Source organism: Streptomyces sp. NPDC007088 (genome assembly GCF_042869355.1).
Lineage (GTDB): Bacteria > Actinomycetota > Actinomycetes > Streptomycetales > Streptomycetaceae > Streptomyces.
In genome coordinates this window covers 46006-65463 of sequence record NZ_JBIAFO010000017.1, presented here as the reverse complement: position 1 = coordinate 65463, position 19458 = coordinate 46006, and the positions used below count along the sequence as shown (strand labels likewise).

Below are 19458 nucleotides of genomic sequence, written 5' to 3'. Positions count from 1 at the left end.
CCTCCGCTATGCCGCCCGCCGTCGCTCCCTCAGGCGTCACCGCCACGCTTCCTCCTCCTCTTCCTGTCGCTCCGGGTGCCGCGTCCACAGCGCGGCGCGGTCGTGCGTGGTGACGCGGGCGCCGTAGACGCGGCTCATGAAGCGCAGGATCTGTTCGTCGGGTGTGTGCAGGGCGGCCGTGCAGTCGCTCAGTACGGTGACGTGCAGGCCCTTCTGGAACGCGGTGCGCGCCGTGCTGTCCACGCAGACGTCGGCGAAGAGCCCCGCGAAGGCCAGGTGGCCGGTGCCGCGCTGTGCGAGGTGTCCCTCGAAACCCTCGGCCAGGAAGGCGTCGAAGCAGGCCCGTTTGGTGAACACCCGCTCCCCGGGCGCCGGTCCGAGCGCCTCGGGGAACTCGGCGCCCCAACTGCCCTCCAGGCACTTGGGCGGCTTGCCCCGCGCGGCGTCCCGGCGTCTCCAGGCGGCGCCCTGGTGGGCCGGGTCCCCGAGGAAGCGGACGAACACCACCTCGGTGGACCGCGAGCGGGCCGTCTCGACGGCGCGGGCCGTGTTGCGCACCACGGCCTCCAGTCTCGCCGGGTCGCCCGGAAAGCGGGCGGTCGCGAGCGGGCCGGCGCAGAAGTCGTTCTGCACGTCGACCACGACCAGCGCCGTGCCGCCGTCCTCCGCGCCCCCGCCCGCCCCGCCCTCGACGCCCGTCATGGGCCGGTGACCGGTTCGGCCCTCGGCGGCGCCGTACGGGTCGTCGGCACCGCCGGGCCGGACGGTCTCTCCAGCGTCCCGAGCAGTGTGTCCACGACCGCGGTGGTGGAGTGCCTGCCGCCGAGGTCCGGGGTGCTGACACCCGCCTCCCTGAGCTGGGCGAGCGCCCGTTCCGCCGCGGCGACGGCGCCCGCGCAGCCGGTGTGCCGTTCGGCGACGGCCGCGGCGGCGCGCACCGTGGCCACCGGGTTGACCAGATCCCGCCCTTCGAGGTCGTCGGCCGATCCGTGCACCGTCTGGTACTCGACGAGCCCGTCCAGGTCCTCGTGCAGGTGCACGTTGCGGGTGCAGTGCTCCTCCTGCCGGCCGGCGCCGAACCGGTCGAGCAGGACGACGTGCATGATGTCCGCCCACTCGTTGCCCGCCACGAGGACGGTGCGGTCCGCCGGGCCGTCGGTGATCAGGTTCCGGTTGACGGTGTCCGGCTGGAAGACCCGTACGTCCACGCCGTGGCGCTGTGCGAACTCGGCGGCCCACACGTCCAGGGCGCCGTCGAGCAGGTGGAACTTGTACGCCATGACGATCCGCGCCGGTCCCTCGCCGGGCCACTCCTGCCGGGCCCGGCGCAGGGCGTACTCCAGGACCTTCTCGGTGATCTCCCGGCTGAACTCGGTGATCCGCCGCACGCGCCCCGGGGTGTGCTCGTTCTCCCCGGTGTAGAAGCCCTGGGCCTGGTCCCGGACCAGCAGGAGCCTGGCGCCGGCGGCGTCGAGGGCGTCCACCTTCACGGCCCGCAGCCGCTGCCTGACCAGATACAGGGTCTGCGCGTTGATCGCCGTACGGAAGACGACCCGGCCCCCGGCGGCGGCCCGCGCGCGGATGAACTGCTCGTAGTGGTCGGCGTCCTCCCGGGTCAGCGCGCGGACCTCGTCGATCCCTCCGCGCCCGCCCCCGCCCGCGCTCCCCAGGGAGGCGTCCTTCAGGGCGACGTCCTTCAGCGAGACGTACGAGTGGTAGACGCGCGGCGAGCGCGCCACCGTGACCTCCGTGCCGTACAACTCGGCGAAGCGGCCGAGGACGCGCTCGAAGACGGCCGCGACCTCCGCGCCCGTGCCCCGGCCCACCGCCAGCCCGACGACGTTCCGCTCCCCACCGCTCGCGACGCCGGCGGGCGCGGCGCCGGCGGGCGCGACGCCGGCCTGCGCGGTGCGGACGCCGTTCGCCCCGGCGGCCTTCGTGCTCCCGGTGTCGCGGTTGTCCGTGTCCCGGTTGTCCGTCTCCCGGTTGTCCGTGTCCATGCTGCCCGGGGCCCGCGTCAGACCGCGGTCCCGGTGACCAGCTGGTCCCCGGTTCCGGCCCCGGAGACGAGACGGTCGCCGGGGATGCCCGCCTTGTCGGGGGCGTAGTAGTCCTTGATGCCCTCGGCCCACACCGGCACCGGGACGCGGTCGTCCGCCGTGGGGCCGAAGGCGTCGAAGAGCGCCTCGACGTTGTCGCGTTCGAAGCCGATGGCCGCCATCAGGGCGTGGAAGGCGGGGCGTTCGATGAACCCGTCGCCGTCCGGGTCGCCCAGCGCGGCGAGCGCCTCGGCGAACTCGGTGATCGTCGCGTCGAAGCGCTCGGGCGACAGGACGCAGGCGGTGTACTCCTCGAAGCTGATCTCGCCGTCGCCGTTGGCGTCCAGCTCGCCCAGCAGCGTGGTCCAGTACCGGGCGAAGGCCGCTCGCACGGCGTCCTGCGCCGCCCGGCCGGACTGCGGGGCGGCGGCCACGACCCGGTCGCCCATGAGCGTGAAGTCGTCGGCGTCGAGTACGCCGTTCCCGTTCGCGTCCAGCAGGGAGAAGACGAGCGCGACCCGCTGGGTGGCTTCTGCACGCATGGCTTGGGCACCTTCCTCGTAACCGATTCCGGGGCCGGACGCCGGGTAGCTCCGGTGTCCCGCTCCGCACGCCGGACGTCGCCCGGCCGTACGGATGGTTGTCCCGGCGGATGGCGCTTATCCGAAAAGGTGGCCTGTTTACCCAGAAAGGTGGAATCGGGCCGGATTCCCCGCGCGAACGGGCCGGGCGTGCTTGCGTCGGCGGCCTCGCGGCCCCGACGACCCAACGGCCCTACTGAGCAGTTACGTTGGGCCATATCGTGACGGAGGCACCGCGGGGCGCTGTCGTAGCGTCGGGCGCGCGGGGCCTGCCGGTCCGGCGCGGTGCGCGGTGGCGGTCAGGCGGTCGCCGTCCGCGGTCCGGGCACCTCCCCGTCACGGACTCCGCACCGGCTTCCCACGCGGCTGTCGCACGCCACCCCGTGACCACGCGTCACGCCGTCCCGCCGCCGCCGGAACGGCCGTCGGGGGGATTGATCGCACCAGCTATCGTGCTATCGCCGTCTGTTCAGGTGTGCGAAGAGGGGGAGATCTCACGGTGTCCGATCAGGGGCGGCTCGTCGTCGGCCGGTACCGGCTCGTGGAGCGGGTGGGCCGCGGCGGTATGGGGACCGTGTGGCGGGCCGAGGACGAACTGCTGGGCAGGCACGTCGCCGTGAAGAAGCTTCACGTCCCCCCGCACCTGCACGAGAGCGAGGGCGAGGTCCAGCGGCTCTACGAGCGCACCCGCCGGGAGGCCCGCAGCGCCGCCCGGATCACCCACCCCAACGTGACGGTCGTGCACGACGTCGTCGACGACGAGGGCCTGCCCTGCATCGTCATGGAATACGTCCCCTCCGTCACCCTGGCGGACGTCCTGAAGCGGCGCGGCGCCCTGCCGCCCGCCGAGGCCGCGAGGATCGGCGGGGCCATGGCCGCCGCGCTCCGGGCGGCGCACGCGGCCGGGGTACTGCACCGGGACGTCAAGCCGGGCAACGTGCTGCTCGGGCACGACGGGCGCGTCGTCCTCACCGACTTCGGGATCGCGGTGGAGCCCGGGACCTCCTCACTGACCAGGACCGGAGAGCTGGTCGGCTCGGTCCACTACCTGGCTCCGGAGCGTCTGCGCAGCGGTATCGCCGACCCCGGCCCGGCCTGTGACCTGTGGTCGCTCGGGGCGACGCTCTACCAGGCGGTCGAGGGGCAGCCGCCCTACGACCGGGACACCGCGATCGAGACGGCGTACGCCATCGCCGCCGAACCGTACGGTCCGCCGCGCCGGGCCGGGGCGCTGACGCCGGTGATCGAGGGCCTGCTCGTGAAGGACCCGGCCCGGCGCATGACCGCGCCCGAGGCCGCCCGCCTCCTGGGCCTCGTGGCGGGGACGGGAACGGGGAAGACGGGTGCGGTCGAGGCCGTCGAGGCACCCACGCGACCCCAGCGGCTGGACGTTCCCCCGGCGCCGGAGCCGGGGACCGCGCGGTCCGGGGTGACGGTCCCGGACCACGCCGCGGGCCCGCCCGGCGGCGGCGTGGCGGGCGGGGCCGGGCGCCGCCGCCGTACGGTCCGCTGGTCGGTGGCCGCGGCCGGGCTCGCGGCCGCCGTGACGGCCGGTGTGCTGCTGTCGCAGGCGGACGGCGCCTCCTCGGCGAGCGCGGAACCGCGCGGCACGGGCGCCGCCTCGGCCGGGCCCGCCCCCTCCGGGGCCGACGGCTCCCCCGCCGCGGGGAAGTCCGCCGGGGGCTCCGCCGGTGCGGCGCCCGGGGACTCCGGCGGCTCCGCGGGAGGGTCGCCCTCCCCGGGTGACTCCCCGCCCCCGCCGGTGCCCGAGGGGTACCGGCTGCGGGAGGCCGGCGAGGGGTTCTCCGTGCCCGTGCGGGAGGGCTGGAAGCCCAAGGGCCTGGGCGGCGGGCAGCTCGCCTACATCGACCCGACCGGGCTGGCGGGCCTGCGGGTCGACGTCATCCGGTTCGCCGGCTCCGACCCCCTCGCGCACTGGCGTGACACCGAGGAGGAGCAGACCCGCCGGGACAGTCCGGGCTACGAACGGGTACGGATGGCGGCCACGACCTTCCGGGGGCGGCCCGCCGGGTACTGGGAGTTCACCTTCAAGGGCCGGGTACGGGACTTCCGCGCGGTGGAACTCGCGTTGAGCGGGACCAACGGGACGCAGTATCTGGTCTACCTGTCGGCGCCGCAGTCCCAGTGGGAGCAGTTCCGGCCGGCCTTCGACACGGCGGTGAACGGCATGCGCTTCGAGGACTGAGGGGGACGAGGGGCGGGGAAACGGTTACTCGGCCCTCCCGCCTCCCCCGGCTCCCCCGCCTTGCCCGGTTTCGCGACACACCCGACACACCCGACACACCCGCGCTCCCCCGTCGCGCGCACCGGGGCCGTCTATCGTCGTGCACCCTCCGTCGGCTGTCCTCGTCCCGCCGTCGCCCCGCCCCTCGTGCCGTCCGCAAGGCCCCGCCGCCGGCTCCCGTCGTCGCCCGGCGGGGGTGGTGACCACCGGCGAGGTCTGGGCGTTCCGGCGCGGGGTACTCGGCGGTAACCAGGAGTCTTGGAGAGGCGGCTGTGATGGCGGAGCATCAGCACCGGACCGACCCGGGTGCGGTCGAGGGGGATTTCTACCGGGTGAAGGACCTGCTGGACGCGGACGAGCGCAAGCGGCTCGACGCCGTACGGGAGTTCCTGGTCACGCGGGTCGCTCCGCACGCCAACGAGTGGTGGGAGCGGGAGCACACCCCGCTCGACCTGCGGGAGGAGATCCGGGCGCTCGGGATCACCGGGGAGCCGGGGGACACAGACGGCATCGCCCCGCGCGGCCACCTGTTCGCCGGGCTCCTCGGGATGGAGATGGCGCGCGTCGATCCCTCGTTCGCGACCTTCTTCGGGGTGCACGCGGGGCTCGCCATGGGATCGATCAGGGAGTGCGGTTCCGCGGAGCAGCGGGAGCGGTGGCTGCCGTCGATGGCGCGCTGGGAGAAGATCGGCGCCTTCGGTCTCACCGAGCCGCTCGTCGGCTCGGGCACGGCGCTCGGGCTCACGACCACGGCGCGGCGCGAGGGCGACGAGTGGGTGCTCAACGGCGAGAAGAAGTGGATCGGCAACGCGACCTTCGCCGACCTGATCGTCATCTGGGCGAAGGACGAGGAGGACGAGCAGGTCAAGGGCTTCGTCGTGGAGAAGGGCACGCCGGGGTTCAGCGCCCGCAAACTGGAGCACAAGATCGCGCTGCGCGGCGTGCAGAACGCGCACATCGTGCTGGAGGACGTCCGGGTCCCCGAGGCCGACCGGCTCCAGGAGGCGCACTCCTTCCGGGACACCGCCCGGGTGCTGAAGGTGACGCGCGGCGGTGTGGCGTGGAGCGCGACGGGCTGTTCGGTCGGCGCCTACGAGGCCGCTCGCGCGTACACCGTGGAGCGGGAGCAGTTCGGGCGGCCCCTCGCGGGTTTCCAGCTCGTCCAGGACCTGCTGGCGCGGATGCTCGCGAACATCACGGCGTCCCAGGCGATGGTCGTGCGGATGGCCGCCCTGGAGGAGCGGGACGAGATGTCCGACGCGCACGCCGCCCTGGCCAAGATGTTCTGCACCTCGCGCATGCGCGAGACGGTGGCCTGGGCCCGGGAGGTGCTGGGCGGGAACGGCATCCTGCTCGAAAACGACGTGGCCCGCTTCTTCGCCGACGCGGAGGCGCTGTACTCCTACGAGGGCACCCGCGACATGAACGCGCTGATCGTGGGGCGCGCGGCAACGGGGTACAGCGCGTTCGTGTGACTCCGTGACTCCGTGACGGCGCGGGCGGGCGACCAGGGCCCCCGACAGCCGACGCCCCGCCCCGCCCCCGGACGAAGCCGGCGCCCCGCCCGCGCACGATCAGGTGCGCGGACGGGGCGCCGGTCGTACGGGGGCGGGGCGCCGTGTCGCTCACGCGGCGCCCTCTGCCCCGTCGAGACGCGACGTGGCGGGACGCGCCGCGGCACGGTGTGACGCCTCGGGACGCGCCGCGTCAGCCGAGCGTGCCCTCGGGGGAGCCCAGCGAGAAGGGCTCGGGGACGACCGGCTGCGGTGCGGCGTGGCACGTGAAGCCGAGCCGGGTCAGGGCGCGGACCACCTCGCCCGCGGAGAAGTCCCGCCGGTCCTGACCGGTGATGACCTGGCCCACCTGCTTGACGGGGTACTGGCGGCGGCCGATGGTCACCGACTCCGCGGTGATCGCCTCGGGGGCGATGCCCTTCATCGACGCCTGCACATCGCTTTTGATCAGATCGAAGGGGTACCGGGCAATCACGCAGCGCATCGTGCCTCATCTGGGTCGTTGGAGGTCCGCCACGGGCTGGGCGGGAGGGGAGTCCATCGGTCGCTTGGTCCTGGCGGCGTTTTCCGTCGCCGCCGGGGGCCGGCGGGGCCGCCGCCCTTTTCTTCCATGGGCGGCCGGGGCCGTCGGCGTTTTCTGGCTGCCTTCCCGGGCGTCCCGTTCCGCGGTTCCCGCGACGGGCCCGGCCGGAAGGCGGAAGTGAAAGGGCTTTCACGACGGACCGGGGCCCGCACCACTGTGGTGGTGCGGGCCCCGGTCGCGGAACGCGTCGGCGTCAGGCGGGAACGATGTTCTCGGCCTGCGGGCCCTTCTGGCCCTGCGTGACGTCGAAGGTCACCTTCTGGCCCTCCTGCAGCTCGCGGAAGCCCTGGGTGGCGATGTTCGAGTAGTGAGCGAAGACGTCGGCGCCGCCGCCCTCCTGCTCGATGAAGCCGAAGCCCTTTTCCGCGTTGAACCACTTGACGGTGCCAGTAGCCATGTACATCTCCTCTGTGGGGCAGTTCTCGGGCGGACCGCACTGTGCGATCGCCCGCGTCGCCGCGATGATCTCCCCATTCGGAGAAAATACCGAACAAACAAAGCGCATCCATCGGAGTGAAATCTCCCGGGGTGAAACCCGCCGGGAAATCCGCGCCGAGGCTGTGCTGTGCGCCGTAATTTGACGGGAACCACAACTAGCAACTGAAAATCAGCGTAGCACGCCGGTCCCGCCCGGCCGGAGGAAATGAGCCGCCTGGCCGTTTCCCCCCGCGCGGTCGCGCGCGGGGGGCTCCCGAGGCGGAATAGCGGAAACTGAATTCTTTTTCTGTCGCCGCCGGGACAGATATTCATTCACCGCGGGCCGGGGCCGGCCCCACGGCGTTTCCGGCGTCTTCGGCACCCTCGGCCTACCGGGCGCGACCGGCCCTCCCGGTGCCCCCGGCCGGCCCGGCGGCCCCCGGGTCCTCGTCGGCCAGTTCCTCGTTGCGTCGCTGGGCACGGGCCAGCCGGTCCTCCAGGTCGACGATCCGGCACGCGGCGTCGACGGGGGTTCCCTGGTCGACCAGCTCACGGGCGCGGGCAGCGGTCCTGAGCTGCTTCCTGGAGTAGCGCCTGTGCCCGCCCTCGGAGCGCAGCGGCACGATGAGGCCGGCCTCCCCCACGGCCCGCAGGAAGGCGGGGGTCGCACCGATCAGCTCGGCGGCCCGGCCCATGGTGTAGGCCGGGTAGTCGTCGTCGTCCAGTCGGTCGCTCGTGCGGGGCGGGATCTCTTGGGGCACGTACGTCTTCTTCTCTCGGGGTCGGTCGGGCTCGCCTGCGGCGGACATCTGCCACCACTGTGACAGCTTTTCATCCCCGGCGGTGTGAGCCCGTGCGTCCCGGCGCCCACGCCCCGCCCTGTCCCGCTCCGTCTCGTCCCGCCCCGTCCCGTCCCGTACGGAGCGGCCCGGTCCCGCGGGCGGGCGTCCCTCTCAGTCCTGTCCGTCCTGCTCGCCCAGTTCGAACCACACGGTCTTGCCCTCGGGCTCCGGGCGGACGCCCCAGGCGTTGGACAGGAGGTCGAGGAGGACAAGGCCGCGGCCCGAGGAGGCGAGTTCGCCGGGGGCGCGCTGGTGGGGCAGTTCGTCGCCCCGGTCGGTGACCTCGATGCGCAGGGCGCGCCGGCCGCGCTCGCCGAGGACCCGTACGGAGAGCGCGGCGGACTGGTCGGTGTGGACGAGGACGTTGCCGAGGAGTTCCGAGGTGAGCAGGACGGCGGTGTCGATCTGGTCCTCGCGTGTCCAGTCGTGGAGCAGGGCGCGCAGTTCCTCACGGGCCTCGGACAGCCCTTCGCCCTGGTCCTGCCGGATGGTGAGGACGAGGCGGCGTTCGGGGACGGCGGTGGAGTCGTCGGCGTCCCTGCGCAGCAGGAGCAGGGCGATGTCGTCGCCGCCCCGGGTGGGGGCCTGCTCGTGGGGCTCGCGGGCGGGGCCGGTGACGACGCCCATGAGGCGGTCGGCCATGCCTTCGAGGTCGGCGGCGGGGGCGTCCGTCATGGCGTCCCGCAGCCGTACCCAGCCGGTGAACATGTCGTGGCCGCCGGTCTCGATCAGGCCGTCCGTGCACAGCATGAGGATCTCGCCCTCGGCCAGCTCCATGACGTCCACGGGGTAGTCGTTCTCGCCCGCCATGAGCCCGAGCGGCAGTCCGCCCCGGATGTGCCGGATGAGGCACGTGCCGTCGGGCAGCCGCAGGACGGGGTGCGGATGCCCGGCGCGGGCCACGTGGAGGGTGCCGGTGGCCGGGTCGGCCTCGACGTAGATGCAGGTCGCGAACCGTTCCTCGTCGACGGCGGCGAGGAACCGGGAGGTGCGCGAGAGGATCGCGTCCGGGCCGTGCCCCTCGGCGGCGTAGGCGTGCACGGCCGTGCGCAGTTGCGACATGAGGCCCGCCGCGTGCACGTCGTGCCCCTGGACGTCGCCGATGACGAGCCCGACCCGGCCGCTGGGCAGGTCGATGACGTCGTACCAGTCGCCGCCGACCATGAGGCCGCCGCCGGTCGGGACGTAGCGCGTCGCGACGGCGAGGCCGCCGCGTGCCTCCCCGGCGGCCCCCATACTGCTGCGCAGGCCCCGGGAGAGCGCCAGTTCCGCCGTGTTCGCGCGGCTGCGCTCGAAGACCTGGGAGAGAAGTGCGGCCGTCGTGTCGAGAAGGGCCCGTTCGGGTGAGCCGAACTCCGTCGGGCTGTCGAAAGCGGCCAGCCACACGGCGGTGACCCGGCCCGCCGCGGTCAGCGGGAGGAAGGCCCAGGCGCGCCGGCCCTTGCGCGCCGAGAGCTGCCAGGTGGCGGGGAAGCGGTCGCGGTACTCCTCCGGGGAGGACAGGTAGACGGAGCGGCCCGTGCGCGCGACCTCCACCGCCGGATAGCCCGTGGTCAGCGGCATACGGAAGCTCTTGTCGGGCCCGCCGGGACGGAAGTCGGCCTGCGCCACGGCGTTGAGGAAGTCGTTGCCGACCCCGAAGACGACCTGCCCGTTGAGGGCGAAGTCCGCGCCGTCCCGCAGCCGGGCGGCGACGCGCAGCGCCTCCTCCAGCGAGGTGGCCTCCGAGAGCGCGTGCCCGGCGTCCAGGAGCGTGGCCTCCCTGGGGCTGCGGGGTCCTCCGCCCGCCGCGGGCGCGGGTCCGGGCAGGTGGTCCTCCGGCGCGCTGACCTCGGGCGTGGGCGGCAACTGGTTGAGCGCCTCGATCTGCCGCCGCTCCGCCGCCTTGTGCCCGTCCCCGCGCAGTGGCGGGAACGCGCCCTTGTCCTGCGGGGCCCGCGAAGGATCCACGGGTGCGGAGGGGCCTCGTCCCGCCGCACCGTCCGCCGCCTCGGAGTCCCCCGTACCGGCCGCCGCCTCGGGGTCCCCCGTACCGGCCACATCGGGGTCCTCCGTACCAGCCGCCGGCTCCGGGCCACCCGCACCGTCCGCCGCCCCGGAGCCACCCGCGCCTTCCGCCGTCCCGGAACGGCCCCCGGCGGTCGCGGTCTCCTCACCACCGTCAGCGGAACGGCCCTCGCCCTCATCGCCCTCGCTCAAGCCCCTCTCCTCCCAGCGGCCTCGTAGGCGCACGCGCCCTCGTACGGATACGACGGGTACGCGGGGACGTGCGCGCGGCTCTCTGGGTCCATGCTCCGACTGTCCGGCGGGGTCCGCAGCGCGGAAGAAGGCCGGGCGGGTGGGACGACGGGACGCCGGCGCGGCGATTCGGAGGACGGAATTCCGGCCTTCACCCGATCTTCCGATCCTCTCCACAAGTCCGGGAGCCGGGCGTACGGTGAGCGCGGGGGTGCGCGGCGAGTGACCGCCGTGGCACAGAACGACGTCCGGTGGGCCGTGGGGATGCGGCATCGCCGTGGGGGGCCGTATGCATGAGATGACCAAGGGGTCGAACGTGGACCTCTCCGCGCTGAGCGAGGACGCGGACTCGGTCATGGTGGGGCTGAACTGGGGCAGCGCCGACGGTGAGGGCGACGCCGACGTGTCGGTGCTGCTGCTCGGCGCCGACGGCCGGGTGCGCAGCGACGCGGACTTCTTCTTCTACAACAATCCGTCCGCCGCCGACGGCAGCGTGCAGCTCCTGGGCAAGGTGCCGACCGGGACGGGCAGCGAGGACCGGGTCAGCGTCGACCTGAGCGCGGTCCCGGCCGCTGTCGAGCGGGTGGTGGTCGCCGCGAGCCGGGACCGGGGATCACGGTTCGGGGATCTCGACGGGCTGCGCGTGACCCTGGGCGACCGGCACGGGGAGCCTTTGCTGAGCTATCCGATCGACGACGCCACGGTCGAGAGCGCGTTCCTCTTCGGTGAGCTGTACCGCAGGAACGGGCACTGGAAGTTCCGCGCGATCGGCCAGGGCTACGAATCGGGGCTGGCCGGGCTCGCGACGGACTTCGGTATCGACGTCGACGAGGAGGCGGAGGAACCGGCGGAGACCGGGGCCGGTGCGGGGGCCGTCTCCGGCACGGACAGCGCCCCCGGCACGGAGAACGTTTCCGGTACGGAGAACGCCCCCGGTACGGAGAACGCTTCCGGGGTCTCCCCGGGTGGCGGGACGGCGGTCCTCCCGGCGGCGCGCGTCCACGCCGGGGGAGCCTCGGCCCCGGACGCGGCGCCGGCGAACGGGGGCGCCGTCCCGCCGGTGCCGGGTGGGCCCGCCGCCCCCGCCCCCGCCCTCGTCCCCGCGCAGGCCGCGGGTCCGGGAGCGGACGGGTCGCAGGCGCCGCGCCCCCGTCGTCCCCGGACCGCCAAGAAGAAGGTGACGCTGCCGAAGGCCGTCGGGAAGTCGCTCGCCGAGAACGAGACCTGGCGCCCCGCCCGGCTGTTCCCCGTGCCCTCGCTCAAGAGCGACCGGGAGCGCGAGGTGCGGGCGACGTCCGTGCTGCTCGCGGTGCTCGCCGAGGTACCGGAGTTCGCGCGACGCCTGCTGGCCGGTTTCGGGGCGCCGGCCGGGCGGACGCAGACCTTCACCGAGGTCACGCTGCCCCACGGGGACAGTCCCAGGCGACCGGACGGGATCATCCGCGTGGAGCGGGCCGGGAAGCTGTGGACCGCGCTCGTCGAGACCAAGACCAACGGCAATCCACTCAAGTCCGATCAGGTCCAGGCTTATATGGACATCGCGACGCGGCGCGGGTACGAGGCCGTGATCACTCTCTCCAACGACGTCGCCCTTGAGGGCACCCCGCTGGTCGAGGTGCGCACCGACCGGCGGCGCAAGAACCGGGCGGCGCTGCGGCATTTGTCCTGGGCCGAGGTGACGCATCAGGCACAACTGCTGATCCGGCACGAGGGCGTGGGGAACGCGGCGCACGCGTGGCTGCTCCAGGAACTCCTGCACTACCTCCAGCACGACAACTCAGGCTGTCACGGCTTCCAGAACATGGGCCCGGCCTGGGTCCCGGTACGCAACGGCATCGACGCCGAGACGCTGTGCCTGGGGGACCCGCAGGCGGTCGCGGTCGTGGAGAGCTGGGAGCGGCTGATCCGCCAGGTGTGTCTGCGGCTCGGCGGTGAACTGGGGCGCAGGACCCTCCCGGTGCAGCGGGCACGACGCGGGAGCGGGCCGGGGGACCGGCGTCTCGCTCAGGCGGACCGGCTGTGCGGGACGGGGCTGCTGGAGGCGGAGATCCGGACCGAGGGGGCGGTCTCGCCGGTCGGGATCGCCGCTGATCTGCGGACCGGGAAGATCCGCGTGTCCATGGAGGTGCCCCCGCCCGAGGCCACCTATCCGCTCACGGTCGTCAAACGGCTCCTGCGCCTCCTTGAGCAGGCGCCCGCCGATCTGCACGTCGAGACGCTGGTGTCCGGCGGGAGCGGGAAGGGCCCGCGCGGCACCCTGGAGCGGCTGCGGCCGGAGCCGGGTGACCTGCTGCCCAAGGACGGAAGCGCGGTGACGGGCTTCCGGCTGTCCCTGTTCAAGGGGATGGGTCTCACCCGGGGCAGCGCGGAGACCGGATTCATCCGCAGCGTCGACGACGCCGTGGACCGCTTCCACGGACAGGTCGTCGCGCGGTTCGCGGCGGCCGGCGGCGCGAACGCGACGAGCCCGGCGGCCGGCTGAGGGACGAACCCCGGCCGCTTGGCGCGAGCGAGGAGGCGAGGAGGCGAGCCTCGGGTGGGCGGGACCGGTGCCGCGCCCCACCCCGCCCGGGACCGGTGCCCCGCCCCCGCCCAGCGGCTCGCCCGCCCGAGGATCGCCCCCGCCCGGCCTCTCCGTCAGGCAGGCCCGCTCCCCGTCTTCCGCGGTCTCAGCCCCCCGTGCCCAGGGCCATGGGGCCGATCTTGGCGCGGCCGGTGGCGCCGTCGGCCGAGAGGGGGCCGCCGTCCCACGGGATGGGGAGGGGGGTCTCCTGGTCGGGCGGGGTGATGCGGACGGTGGCCGGGGTCACCTGCTCGCCCCCGGTGACCTCGGGGTTGGTGAAGGACAGGGGCGCCCACGCGCTCTTGCCGGGGGACAGGGTGATCTTCGTCTTGGCCCCGCCGGTCCGTTCCGGGTCCGCGGTGACCGGTGTGCCCGCGCCGTCGAGGAAGGACAGTCCGGGGAAGCCGTACACCGTGCAGGTGCCGCCCGACGTGTTGGTCAGGACGACCGCGAAGTTCTTCTGGCCCGCGCCGGGGTGGTCGGCGCCCACGGAGGCCCGCAGTTCGTTGCTGCGGCAGGCCGAGGGCGCGTCCTCACCGGACGAGCCGCCCTGTGCGGTGCCCCCGGAGTCCGGGGAACCGGTGGACCCGGAGCCGCCCGAGGAGGAGCCGGAGCCGGAGCCGGAGGACCCGCCGTCGGTGGAGCCGGACGTGCCGGTGGAGGAGTCCGGAGCCTTCCCGTCCGGGGAGCTGCCCTGCGAGGGCTTGTCGCCCTTGTCCGGGGCGCTGCCCTTCGAGCCGCCGGTGCCCGTCTCCTTGCTCGGGCCGCCGTCGTCCTGCACGGGACCCGCGCCGGTCCTGACGTGCTGCGGGCCGGCGTCCTTGTCGCCCCCGGCCCCGCAGGCCGTCAGGAGCAGTGCGGCGGCCGTGAGCGCGGCCGCCGTACCCGCGGCGGCGGACCTGCCGCGCCGCCCGGAACGGTCGCGTCCGGTCGCCGTGGGGCCGTGTGTGCTTCGTCGCGTCCTGGTCATGGCTGCGTCACTCCCGTTGTCGTTCCCCGTCGCCCCGCCCCCTCAAAAGCCCTGCACCCTTCTGGGATGCACCCCTGCCCGGAAAGGTTCGCGGAATCCCGGATCGGTTCTCCGGATCTTCCGCGACTCCCCGCGACGACGGCCCGCCACCGCCTCGGGACGGCTCAGGACGGCTCAGGGGACGGCCCACCACCGCCTCAGGACGGCTCAGGACGGCTCAGGACGGCTTCACGCTGAGGCTGCGCAGGATCTCATCCGTGGTCCTCTCGCAGTCCGCCGGGGCGATGCCGCCCTCCTCACCCCCGCAGCGGATCTGCGCGTACACGGCGTCGGTCCCCTTCTTCCCGGCCTTCCCGGCTTTTCCGGCCTTCGGGGTCATCGCGATCTCGTAGAGCCGCTGTCCGTCCGTCCCGCACTTCTCCCACGTGCGGACGGTGGCGTCCCAGTCGGGGAGGCCGGCCTTCCGCTCGCCACCGGCGCGGCAGCTTCCGTGCCGTACCCGGGCGACGTTCTCGGCGAGCGCCGTGGCCCCGGGCGCGAGGCCCGCGAAGACCCCGTTGACGTCCTTGCCCAGGTCACCCCAGTCCGCGACCTGCTGGGCGACGGTGAGCGCGGGCTCCTTCCCGGCGGTGAGCCCGAGCGTGGCCGGGTCCCAGTCCGGGTCGGCGTACTGCCCGGCCCACCGCGCGGGCACTTCGAGGCTGATGCGGTGCCTGCCGTCGCTCACTACGGCGGTCGTGGCGGTCCGCGCCTTCCCGCCTGCGTCGTGCTGTGCGGCTATGACCCCCGCCCCGGCGGCGAGCACGACCACCGCGGCGGCCACCGTGATCCAGCGCGCGCGACGCCGGGGACGCGCGGGCCGGCCGGCCACGGGCCCGAGCGCGGTCGCCGTGACCGGCTCCGGGACCGGGTCCGGGGATGTACGGGGGGACGGGAATGTGGACGCCGGGAGCGGCGGCGACGCCGGGGTCGCGGAGGACGCCGAGGGCGACGCGGGGGCCGCGTACGCATGCTGCGGCGGGACGGGGACGGGTTCCGCGCCCGGGGCCGCCCCGGCCCCCACACCCGAGACCGGCCGGACCACCGACTCGGGCGCCGCCCGGAGCCTCGACTCCGACTCCGTGCCCCGCACGGTCACCGCCCCCCACGCCGGGGAGGGGGGCCGCTGGGAGGACGAGGAGGACGAAGAAGACGGGGACGGCGAGGAGGACGAGGAGGGCGACACGGTGGAGGACGGGGCCGCCACCGGGGCCGGCGCCTCGCCCGCGACGGAGGTCCCGGAAGCCGGGCCCGGGTCCGGGTCCGCCCCCAGGTCCGGGTCCGGGTCCGCCGCCGGTGTGCCGCTCCCCACCGGTCCCGTCTCCGGTCCCGTCTCCGGTCCCGGAGAGGCAGCCGCCTCCGCCCGCCCCGCCGGGGTGTTCCGCAGGTGGCGCAGCGCGTCCATCATCTCGGCGGCCGAGCTGAAGCGGTCCTCGCGCTCGGGGGCCATCGCCTTGGCGATGACGGCGCTCACGGTGTCCGGGACGTCCGGCAGCAGTTCGTGCGGGGGCAGGACCCGGCCGGGCGGGCCCGGGACCGAGCCCGTCATCAGGTGGTAGAGCAGCGCCCCGAGCCCGTACACGTCGGCGCGTACGTCGATGCCGTCGACGGGCGGGTCGGACTGTTCGGGCGCCATGTAGCCGACGGACCCGGCGACGACCGTCAGCCCGGTGGCCTGGGCGAGGTTCTTGGCGAGGCCGAGGTCGGCGACCAGGACGCGTTCGCCGCTCGCGTCCGTGGCTCCCGCCGGCCCCGCCGCCCCCTTGAGCAGGACGTTCGAGGGCTTGATGTCGCGGTGCACGATCCCGGCCTCGTGCAGCGAGGCGACTCCGCGCGCGGCCCCGGTCGTGAGCCGCAGCGCCTCCGCCAGCGGGAGCGGCCCCGCGGTCAGGAGGTCCTCGACGCTGCCGAGATCCGCGTACTCCATGACGAAATAGGGGCGTTCGTCCGGAAGCTCGCCGACGTCGAAGACCTGCACCACCCCGCCGGAGCCGGCCCGCCGCAGCAGACGGGCCTCGCTCAGGAAGCGTTCGCGGATGTCCATGCGGTAGGCCCAGTTGTCGGCCAGGACCTTGACGGCCACGGGGGCGTCGAGGCGGTCGTCGTGGGCGAGCCAGACAACGGCGAAGGCTCCGGAACCGAGACGGCGCAGAACCCGGTACCGGCCGATCTGTTGAGGTGATGGCATACCTTTTATGATGCCCGGATGACGTCTCTCGCTCCGAAGGCCCCATGACTTCCGCCACGATCCCCCCCGACCAGCACGGACGTCCCGACACCGAGGCCCTCGCCCTGCGGGCCTCGGAGGGCGACGAACAGGCCCTCGACGAACTGCTGCGCGCGGTGAGCCCGGAGGTCGTACGCCGATGCGGCCGCTTCCTGCTGTACCGGGAGGACGCCGAGGAGGCCGCGCAGGACGTCCTGCTCCAGATCGCCCGCAACATCCGCCGCTTCGAGGGCCGCAGCCGCTTCAGTACGTGGCTGTACACCGTCGTCGCCAACTGCTCCCGGCAGAAGTACCGCGAGCTGAAGCGCAGGTCGGCCGAGCAGTCCATGGCCCCGGAGGAGCAGCAGAGCGCCGATCCGCGCACGACCAGCGTCATCGCCGGTTCGCGGCTCGACCTGCTGGAGGCGCTCGACCGGCTCGAACGGGACAGTCCGCATCTGGTCGCGCCGCTCGTCTACCGCGACATCTGCCAGATGGACTACGCGGAGATCTCCGACCGCATGGGCATCCCGCTCGGGACCGTCAAGTCCCGGCTGCACCAGGCCCGTCGGCTGATCCGTCCGTGGCTGCTGGAGGCCATCTGAGGGGTACGGGCACCCCGGGGCGAGCGTCCCCGGGGCCCGGTGGCAGCAGGCGGCGGGCCACGTCCTCCGTCTGCGCGCCCAGCTCCGCGAGGGCCGGCTCCGCGCGGACGGCGGCGCGCACGAGCAGGCCGACGGCGGCCGGCCAGTCCCTCGCCTCCGTGCCGCGTTCCTCCCGTCCCGGTCCGCGGGGCTCACCTCGTCCCCGTGCCGCCTCCCGCGGGCCCGGGTGCGCGCCGAGCCGGTCGAGGCCCCGGCGCAGGAGTCCGGCCGCGGTCTCCGGGTCCGCCCTGGCCACGGCCTTCACGGCGGCGATGGCGTTCTCCAGCGCGCTCGCGGGCAGCGACCACTCCGTCTCCGGGACGGCCCCGCCCGGCCCCTCCCCCGCCGCCGTACCGCCCTCGGCCAGGACCATGAGGTCCAGCCGCCAGAACAGCGGGAGCCCGGGGAACCGTACGAAGAGCAGGCGGGCGCCGGGGGAGTGCGCGTACTCGGGATCGGTACGGACCGCGCAGCCGTACTCCGGGATTCCGTACTCCGGGACGCCGTTTTCCGGGCCGCCGGACTCCGGAGCGCTGTGCTCCGGGCCGCCGGACACCGGAGCGCTGTGCTCCGGAGCGCCGGGCATCGCGCGGGCGCGTGCCGTCGCGGGGGCCCGCCGCCGCGGCCACGCGTCGCCGTACGCCTCCCGCAGCACGTGGGCCGCGTCCCGCAGTACGGTGCCCGGTTCGCGTACGCACGCGGCGAAGCGGTCCGCGGGCACCCGCCACTCGATGTCCATGTCGCTGTAGGCGTCCGCCCGGCCGGCCGCGAGCGAACCGCGCAGCCGGGTGACCGAACCGGGGCAGGCGCGCTCCAGCGCCGAGCGCACCAGGGACGCGGCCTCCGCCGGGGCCCCGAACTCCTCCTCGTCCTGCGTCATCCCGGCAGCGTAGGGCCTGACACGGCGCGATCCCGGCTCATGGCCGTGTCCCCGGGTGCCGGGCGCGGTGCCGGGCCACCGCGTCGTTGTTCGCGCACCGCACCGAGCAGTAGGCGCGCCGGCCGCCCCGCGAGGTGTCGACGTACGCGCGAGCGCAGCCCGCGCGGGCGCAGCGGCCGAGCCGGTGGGCGCCCGCGAAGCACACGACGTACGCGAGAGCGGCGGCCGTCGAGGCCTTGACGTGCGCGACGGCGTCCCGGTCGTCGGGGCCGTAGTGCAGGTGCGGGTGCCCGTCGTGCAGGGAGATGCGCGGCTGCGTCGAGGCCGCCGCGAGCAGCGCGTTGACCCGTGCGCAGCGCGCGGCCAGCGCGGCTGCCCGTTCGGCCGCTTCGCGGTGGGCGGCGACGGCCGCGAAGCAGGGGGACAGACCGTCCGCCGCCCAGCGCAGGAGCGCGCGGCGAGCAGCCCCGGTGAGCGGCGGACGGTGCACGCCGTGCGCCGCCAGGACGAGGTCGAGATCGGGGACGGGGGCGGGACCGGGGTCGGAGCCGGGGGCGGAGTCGGGGGCGGTGTCCGACGCGGCGTTGACCAGATCGGCGGCCAGTCGCGCCGCCTCGCCGCCGTAATGGTTGAACTGCACAAGGCCATGACAGCACGCTGAACGGCATGAGCACCAGGGAGTCGTGGGCCAGGAGCCCCGCAGGACCGGCGGACACGGGCACCGAGGAGTCGGCGGCCCGTGCGGCACTCGTCCCCGAGGGGGCGGGCGACCGTCTCGTCCGGGCCGCGCCGCTCCTCGTCCTGCTCCAGATATGCAGCCTCCAGGCGGGCTCCGCGGTCGCGAAGACGACGTACGACCGGCTGGAACCGACGGCGATGGCCGGCCTGCGACTGGGCTTCGCCGCGCTGGTCACGGCGGCGGTGGTACGGCCCGCGGTGCACCGGCTCAGCGCGCGGCAGTGGGGCGCGGCGGGCGCCCTCGGCCTGGTGTTCGCGGCCAACAACCTGACCTTCTTCCAGGCCATCGAACGGCTCCCGCTGGGCGTCGCCTCCACCGTCGAGCTGCTGGGACCGCTGCTGCTCGCCGTCGCGCTGTCGCGTCGCCCGGCCCATCTCGCGGCCGGGCTGCTGGCCCTGGCCGGAGTGCTGCTGCTCGGCGCCCCCGGGGGCCACGTGCCGCTCGCCGGGCTCGGGTTCGGGCTCGCGGCGGCGGGCTGTCGCGCGGCGTACGTCGGCTTGAGCAAACGGGTGGGGCGGCTGTTCCCCGACTTCACCGGCCTGTCCGTGGCGCTGCTGGTGGGCGCGGTCGTCCTCGTACCGGTGGCGGCCCTCGCGGACGGCGACGCGGTGGTACGGCGGCCTGGCCTGCTGCTGCCGGGCCTCGCGGTGGCGCTGCTGTCCTCACTCCTGCCGTACGCCCTCGACATGACGGTGCTGCGCCGCATCGACGCGCGCGCCTTCGGCGTCCTGCTGGGCCTCGGCCCGGCCGTGGGCGCGGGGATCGGATTCCTCGCGCTGCACGAGCCGTTGAGCGCGCGGCAGGCGGTGGCGGTGGCCCTGGTCGTCGCGGCGGCCCTGTGGTCCTTCGGGGGCGGGCACGGCCGCCGAACCGGGCCGGAGGAGCCACCCGCCCGATCGCTCCGCGAGCCGGACGGCGGGCGTTCCCGGCGTACGTGACGACGCCCACACCCGCCCCG

The 19458-nt window shown here is 74.5% G+C and carries 17 protein-coding genes; 6 read left to right on the top strand and 11 right to left on the bottom strand.

The window, feature by feature from the left end; translation table 11 throughout:
• Positions 1-36: 36 nt before the first annotated feature.
• The 3 genes from ACFYMP_RS24380 to ACFYMP_RS24370 are packed head-to-tail and all read right to left on the bottom strand — an operon-like array spanning position 37 to position 2581.
• Positions 37-702 (bottom strand): cysteine hydrolase family protein, encoded by a 666-nt coding sequence (locus tag ACFYMP_RS24380; RefSeq protein WP_388861451.1) that lies wholly within the window; start codon positions 700-702, stop codon positions 37-39.
• Positions 699-2000 carry an isocitrate/isopropylmalate family dehydrogenase gene (locus ACFYMP_RS24375; RefSeq protein ID WP_388861449.1) on the bottom strand — a complete coding sequence of 434 codons (1302 nt, stop codon included), beginning with the start codon at positions 1998-2000 and terminating at the stop codon, positions 699-701. Before ACFYMP_RS24375 ends, ACFYMP_RS24380 begins: the two co-directional genes overlap by 4 nt.
• Before the next feature lie 17 nt (positions 2001-2017).
• Entirely contained in the window at positions 2018-2581 is a 564-nt protein-coding gene (locus ACFYMP_RS24370) for an EF-hand domain-containing protein (protein WP_388861447.1), read from the bottom strand.
• A 538-nt stretch (positions 2582-3119) separates the two neighbouring features.
• Between ACFYMP_RS24370 and ACFYMP_RS24365 the strand changes: the two genes are divergently transcribed.
• A complete protein-coding gene (locus ACFYMP_RS24365) occupies positions 3120-4826 on the top strand; it encodes a serine/threonine-protein kinase (protein WP_388861446.1) in 1707 nt (568 codons plus the stop codon).
• A gap of 314 nt (positions 4827-5140) precedes the next feature.
• Complete coding sequence (locus ACFYMP_RS24360) at positions 5141-6340, top strand: acyl-CoA dehydrogenase family protein (protein WP_388861444.1); 1200 nt, start codon at positions 5141-5143, stop codon at positions 6338-6340.
• Positions 6341-6572: 232 nt separating this feature from the next.
• Here the strand turns inward: ACFYMP_RS24360 and ACFYMP_RS24355 are convergent, their stop codons facing one another.
• Positions 6573-6863 carry an SCO5918 family protein gene (locus tag ACFYMP_RS24355; RefSeq protein ID WP_363149650.1) on the bottom strand — a complete coding sequence of 97 codons (291 nt, stop codon included), beginning with the start codon at positions 6861-6863 and terminating at the stop codon, positions 6573-6575.
• 292 nt (positions 6864-7155) lie between these two features.
• Positions 7156-7359: a cold-shock protein gene (locus tag ACFYMP_RS24350; RefSeq protein WP_030788646.1), complete on the bottom strand. Its 204-nt coding sequence runs from the start codon at positions 7357-7359 to the stop codon at positions 7156-7158.
• Here ACFYMP_RS24350 and ACFYMP_RS24345 point away from each other — a divergent pair.
• A complete protein-coding gene (locus ACFYMP_RS24345) occupies positions 7358-7543 on the top strand; it encodes a hypothetical protein (protein WP_388861441.1) in 186 nt (61 codons plus the stop codon). The two genes, ACFYMP_RS24350 and ACFYMP_RS24345, sit on opposite strands and share 2 nt — an antisense overlap.
• A 225-nt stretch (positions 7544-7768) precedes the next feature.
• On the opposite strand, the gene ACFYMP_RS24340 is transcribed toward ACFYMP_RS24345, so the two are convergent.
• Both ACFYMP_RS24340 and ACFYMP_RS24335 read right to left on the bottom strand, forming a co-directional pair.
• A complete protein-coding gene (locus tag ACFYMP_RS24340; protein WP_388861439.1) occupies positions 7769-8140 on the bottom strand; it encodes a MerR family transcriptional regulator in 372 nt (123 codons plus the stop codon).
• 192 nt (positions 8141-8332) lie between these two features.
• A complete protein-coding gene (locus tag ACFYMP_RS24335; protein WP_388861556.1) occupies positions 8333-10126 on the bottom strand; it encodes a SpoIIE family protein phosphatase in 1794 nt (597 codons plus the stop codon).
• A gap of 631 nt (positions 10127-10757) precedes the next feature.
• Between ACFYMP_RS24335 and ACFYMP_RS24330 the strand changes: the two genes are divergently transcribed.
• Positions 10758-12941: a TerD family protein gene (locus tag ACFYMP_RS24330; protein ID WP_388861554.1), complete on the top strand. Its 2184-nt coding sequence runs from the start codon at positions 10758-10760 to the stop codon at positions 12939-12941.
• 187 nt (positions 12942-13128) lie between these two features.
• Here the strand turns inward: ACFYMP_RS24330 and ACFYMP_RS24325 are convergent, their stop codons facing one another.
• Positions 13129-13992, bottom strand: coding sequence for a DUF4232 domain-containing protein (locus tag ACFYMP_RS24325; RefSeq protein WP_388861437.1), 864 nt, complete (start codon positions 13990-13992; stop codon positions 13129-13131).
• Positions 13993-14209: 217 nt separating this feature from the next.
• Positions 14210-16219 carry a protein kinase gene (locus tag ACFYMP_RS24320; RefSeq protein ID WP_388861435.1) on the bottom strand — a complete coding sequence of 670 codons (2010 nt, stop codon included), beginning with the start codon at positions 16217-16219 and terminating at the stop codon, positions 14210-14212.
• Positions 16220-16263: 44 nt separating this feature from the next.
• Between ACFYMP_RS24320 and ACFYMP_RS24315 the strand changes: the two genes are divergently transcribed.
• Positions 16264-16842: an RNA polymerase sigma factor gene (locus ACFYMP_RS24315; RefSeq protein WP_388861433.1), complete on the top strand. Its 579-nt coding sequence runs from the start codon at positions 16264-16266 to the stop codon at positions 16840-16842.
• Here the strand turns inward: ACFYMP_RS24315 and ACFYMP_RS24310 are convergent.
• Both ACFYMP_RS24310 and ACFYMP_RS24305 read right to left on the bottom strand, forming a co-directional pair.
• Positions 16781-17761 (bottom strand): hypothetical protein, encoded by a 981-nt coding sequence (locus ACFYMP_RS24310; RefSeq protein ID WP_388861431.1) that lies wholly within the window; start codon positions 17759-17761, stop codon positions 16781-16783. The genes ACFYMP_RS24315 and ACFYMP_RS24310 overlap by 62 nt on opposite strands.
• Before the next feature lie 37 nt (positions 17762-17798).
• Entirely contained in the window at positions 17799-18401 is a 603-nt protein-coding gene (locus ACFYMP_RS24305) for a CGNR zinc finger domain-containing protein (protein ID WP_388861429.1), read from the bottom strand.
• 26 nt (positions 18402-18427) lie between these two features.
• Here ACFYMP_RS24305 and ACFYMP_RS24300 point away from each other — a divergent pair, with 26 nt between their 5' ends.
• On the top strand, positions 18428-19438 hold the full coding sequence (locus ACFYMP_RS24300) for a DMT family transporter (protein ID WP_388861427.1): 1011 nt from the start codon (positions 18428-18430) through the stop codon (positions 19436-19438).
• Positions 19439-19458: the final 20 nt, after the last annotated feature.

What these genes read in the sequence shown, in the direction of transcription:
- ACFYMP_RS24370 (WP_388861447.1), bottom strand. Translation starts at nt 2,581, where the DNA reads ATGCGTGCAGAAGCCACCCAGCGGGTCGCGCTCGTCTTCTCCCTGCTG.
- ACFYMP_RS24375 (WP_388861449.1), bottom strand. Translation starts at nt 2,000, where the DNA reads ATGGACACGGACAACCGGGAGACGGACAACCGGGACACGGACAACCGC.
- ACFYMP_RS24360 (WP_388861444.1), top strand. Translation starts at nt 5,141, where the DNA reads ATGGCGGAGCATCAGCACCGGACCGACCCGGGTGCGGTCGAGGGGGAT.
- ACFYMP_RS24300 (WP_388861427.1), top strand. Translation starts at nt 18,428, where the DNA reads ATGAGCACCAGGGAGTCGTGGGCCAGGAGCCCCGCAGGACCGGCGGAC.
- ACFYMP_RS24355 (WP_363149650.1), bottom strand. Translation starts at nt 6,863, where the DNA reads ATGCGCTGCGTGATTGCCCGGTACCCCTTCGATCTGATCAAAAGCGAT.
- ACFYMP_RS24330 (WP_388861554.1), top strand. Translation starts at nt 10,758, where the DNA reads ATGACCAAGGGGTCGAACGTGGACCTCTCCGCGCTGAGCGAGGACGCG.
- ACFYMP_RS24325 (WP_388861437.1), bottom strand. Translation starts at nt 13,992, where the DNA reads ATGACCAGGACGCGACGAAGCACACACGGCCCCACGGCGACCGGACGC.
- ACFYMP_RS24320 (WP_388861435.1), bottom strand. Translation starts at nt 16,219, where the DNA reads ATGCCATCACCTCAACAGATCGGCCGGTACCGGGTTCTGCGCCGTCTC.
- ACFYMP_RS24315 (WP_388861433.1), top strand. Translation starts at nt 16,264, where the DNA reads ATGACTTCCGCCACGATCCCCCCCGACCAGCACGGACGTCCCGACACC.
- ACFYMP_RS24310 (WP_388861431.1), bottom strand. Translation starts at nt 17,761, where the DNA reads ATGACGCAGGACGAGGAGGAGTTCGGGGCCCCGGCGGAGGCCGCGTCC.
- ACFYMP_RS24350 (WP_030788646.1), bottom strand. Translation starts at nt 7,359, where the DNA reads ATGGCTACTGGCACCGTCAAGTGGTTCAACGCGGAAAAGGGCTTCGGC.
- ACFYMP_RS24345 (WP_388861441.1), top strand. Translation starts at nt 7,358, where the DNA reads ATGTACATCTCCTCTGTGGGGCAGTTCTCGGGCGGACCGCACTGTGCG.
- ACFYMP_RS24380 (WP_388861451.1), bottom strand. Translation starts at nt 702, where the DNA reads ATGACGGGCGTCGAGGGCGGGGCGGGCGGGGGCGCGGAGGACGGCGGC.